Origin of the sequence: Nocardioides acrostichi (assembly GCF_015319165.1) — a bacterium.
GTDB lineage: Bacteria > Actinomycetota > Actinomycetes > Propionibacteriales > Nocardioidaceae > Nocardioides > Nocardioides acrostichi.
Genome location: NZ_JADIVZ010000024.1, coordinates 1 through 2,851, shown reverse-complemented (window position 1 = coordinate 2,851; position 2,851 = coordinate 1). Strand labels below are relative to the sequence as shown.

Genomic DNA, 2,851 nt, shown 5'->3' with positions numbered 1-2,851 from the left:
AACCCTCACCACCCGGAGAACCGCAGCCCGGCAGCGTCAGCCGGCCCAGCGTCGTACCCGAAGACCGCCATCAACCCGCCTCACGCCGCGACGCCGTCGCCGACGCCCCCATGAAAGACCGGGGCTAGGGCTGGAGACCTCGCGCGAGGGCCACGTGGTGCACGTGCGGCCGGAGCAGGTGGTCGAGATCGCGATCGACGGTCTCCAGCGTTCCACCCGGTATCCGGGCGGGCTGGCGCTGCGGTTCGCCCGCGTCGTCCGGTATCGCGACGACAAGACCGCCGACGAGGCCGACACCCTCGAGACGGTCCGGGCCCTCGCTATCTAGCGCGGGCCCTGGTCATGGCGCGATGGGTGTCGGCCGCGCTCAAAGCGGGTGCCGGCAGGATCGAGGCGCCGGAGCGATGGGCTCGGATGCCATCGAGAAACAGCGAGAGGTACCGCCGGTAGAGGTCAGGCGCGATCTCCCGGCTGGCCCGCATGATGGCCGACAAGCCGAGTTGCACGAAGATGAGATCGGACTGGTCGAGATCAGGACGTACCACGCCTTCGTCCCGGGCTCGCTGCACCAGCTGCTCGATCAGCGGGGCGATCCTCCTGCGTGCGTCCGCGACCCGCTCGTCGCCCAGGGATGCGTCGTTCATGAGCTCGTTGAGCCCCAGGTTACCGAATTGCCACTCCAACGAGCGCTCGAGGAACGACACGAGGCCGGCCCAGGCCTCTGGCGCCGCGAGGCACTCCTCGGCGACGGCGGCAAGCTGCACGAGTTGGTCCTCGAAGAGGGCGTCGATGACCTCCTCCTTGTTGGAGAAGCGCCGGTAGGCGGTGCCGACGCCCACGCCTGCGTGGTGAGCGATGTCGTTCAGCGTCACCGAGAGGCCTCGCTCGGCGAAGAGTTCGCGGGCCGCTTCGAGCAGCCGCTCACGGTTGAGTGCGGCGTCCTTGCGGAGTGCGCGGTCGGCCTGCGGCATGTTCCCAGACTAACGCAACCGGATCAGGAATATCCGGTTGTGGTCTACGCTTGCAACAAGCGGATACGGAACATCCGAATAGATCGAGGAGACCATGAAGTACACCCCCAGCAGCACCCAGACCGCTCCCGGACCAACCGACTGGTTCACCGGAACCGTCTGGATCGATGGGTTGCGCAGCCCCGACGAGCAGTCCGCCGTCGGCTGCGCCCACGTGCGGTTCGCCCCCGGCGCGCGCACTGCCTGGCACACCCACCCCCACGGGCAGACGCTCTACGTCACCGACGGCGTCGGCTACGTAGGCACCCGCGCAGGCGGCACTCAGGAGATCCGGCCCGGCGACGTCGTCTACATCGAGCCCGGCGAGGAGCACTGGCACGGCGCCACACCAGACCGCTTCATGGCGCACCTGGCCATCCACGAGGCGGACGAACAGGGCCAGCCCGTGACCTGGCTGGAGCACGTCACAGACGCGGAGTACAGCGACTGAGACCAGCGTGGGAGATAGCCGCCCGGATCCGCCGGGCCTGCGTCGTCGGCCATCCGTAGATCGGAGAGTTCGTCGGGTGCGAACCACCGCAGGTCGTCGTGCTCGTCGGGCGCGGCGTTCACCGGATCGCCGTCCCACGCAGTGACGACGAAGACGTGCATCTCGAGGCGCTCGTCGCTGCACTGGCCCGCAATGGGTCGCGGATCAGCGATGCGGACGCCGAGCTCCTCACGGCACTCGCGCACGAGGGCTGCGGCCGCGATGGGGATGCGAGGGGTCACCTGGCCGACCGCACCCAGACCCGAAGGCCGAGTCCCGCGAGCAGGACGATCGCCGAGACGACGACGAGGTCCGCCGCGAACGGCAACGGCGAGAGATGGGTCAGGGGGAGGCGAGCGAGAGCCGCGCCGGTAGCGGCGGATCGAGCGCGCTCTGGTCCTGGTGGACCCAGCCCAGCGGCCAACCGAGATCGACGCTGCGCTGTGCCGCTCGCGTGGCCACCACTTGCCCATCGGCCACGGCAGCTGCCAGCACCAGGCCGACGGACACGACGAGACCCGTAACAGCCGCAAGCATCCTCACTGCTCCCCCGAACACTCGCGCATGCCTGATCGTAGATCAGCTGGCGTGGGGGTAGTCGAGGTCGAGGTCGAGGTGGGGCATGGGGCGGTAGATCTCGGCTACGAGTGGTTTGGGGCGTGCTCGGGCTCTGGGTGTGGTGGGGAGTGGTCGGGTGCCGGTGTGGTCGATGAGGTAGTGGTGGTTGTGGGGGTCGGTCCACAGGTAGATGCCGGGGATGGGTTGGACCACGTGCCAGCGGCCGTGGGTCTTGATGCGGTGGTGGGTGACCGAGAGGGGTCCGAGGTTCTCCACGGCTGTCTGTCCGGGTGGACCTTGTGCCTGGTAGGGCTGGGTGTGGTCGAGCTGTAGCTGGGTTCCGGTGGTGAGGGTGGCCGAGGCGTAGGGGAAGCAGTCGGCCGGTGTCAGCAGCTCGACCGCCTTGCGGGTGCGGGTGGGGATCTCGTAGGCATCCACGGGCGCCTGCTCGCGGGGATAGAACACCGGCCGGATGGTGAAGCGTGCGGTGGGGCCGAGGGTGTCGCGGACCCAGGCCTCGCTCACCGGCTGCACCCCGGTCGCTGCCCCACCGGTACGGGTGGTGCGGGGCTGTTGGACGATCAGGCCGGTCTCGGGGTTCTCGGCGAGGTCGCGGGGGTCGAAGGGCAGGTGGACCCACACATCCACCTTCGGTGCGGGTGCCGTTTCCTGGACCGGGGTGCTGGTGAGGAGTCGGAGCACGGCCTGGACCCGGGTCTCATCGACCGGCAGGTCGGACTCGGTCGCAGCGATCTGGGCGGCGGCGTGCTTCACCGAGCCGTCGATCTGTTCG

At 69.1% G+C, this 2,851-nt stretch carries 4 protein-coding genes and 2 pseudogenes; 2 read left to right on the top strand and 4 right to left on the bottom strand.

The features are described 5' to 3' along the window. A partial coding sequence (locus ISG29_RS21435) for an ATP dependent DNA ligase (protein ID WP_456237971.1) occupies window positions 1-328 on the top strand: 328 nt, incomplete at its 5' end. On the opposite strand, the gene ISG29_RS20360 is transcribed toward ISG29_RS21435, so the two are convergent. Continuing rightward, window positions 321-971 carry a TetR/AcrR family transcriptional regulator gene (locus ISG29_RS20360; protein WP_194505283.1) on the bottom strand — a complete coding sequence of 217 codons (651 nt, stop codon included), beginning with the start codon at window positions 969-971 and terminating at the stop codon, window positions 321-323. The genes ISG29_RS21435 and ISG29_RS20360 overlap by 8 nt on opposite strands. Before the next feature lie 94 nt (window positions 972-1,065). Between ISG29_RS20360 and ISG29_RS20355 the strand changes: the two genes are divergently transcribed. Then, the gene (locus ISG29_RS20355) at window positions 1,066-1,461 is read left to right on the top strand and encodes a (R)-mandelonitrile lyase (RefSeq protein ID WP_194505282.1); all 396 of its coding nucleotides are present in this window, start codon (window positions 1,066-1,068) and stop codon (window positions 1,459-1,461) included. A 53-nt stretch (window positions 1,462-1,514) separates the two neighbouring features. On the opposite strand, the pseudogene ISG29_RS21795 reads toward ISG29_RS20355, so the two are convergent. From ISG29_RS21795 to ISG29_RS20345, 3 genes and pseudogenes are all read right to left on the bottom strand, one after another. Continuing rightward, window positions 1,515-1,742, bottom strand: a pseudogene (locus ISG29_RS21795) (NUDIX domain-containing protein); the annotation flags it as partial. A 100-nt stretch (window positions 1,743-1,842) separates the two neighbouring features. Next, window positions 1,843-2,010, bottom strand: a complete 168-nt coding sequence (locus ISG29_RS21790) for a hypothetical protein (protein ID WP_328830020.1) — start codon at window positions 2,008-2,010, stop codon at window positions 1,843-1,845. Window positions 2,011-2,079: 69 nt separating this feature from the next. After that, window positions 2,080-2,851, bottom strand: a pseudogene (locus ISG29_RS20345) (DUF222 domain-containing protein); the annotation flags it as partial.

Coding starts and splice junctions, on each gene's coding strand:
- ISG29_RS20355 (WP_194505282.1), top strand. CDS start 1,066: ATGAAGTACACCCCCAGCAGCACCCAGACCGCTCCCGGACCAACCGAC.
- ISG29_RS20360 (WP_194505283.1), bottom strand. CDS start 971: ATGCCGCAGGCCGACCGCGCACTCCGCAAGGACGCCGCACTCAACCGT.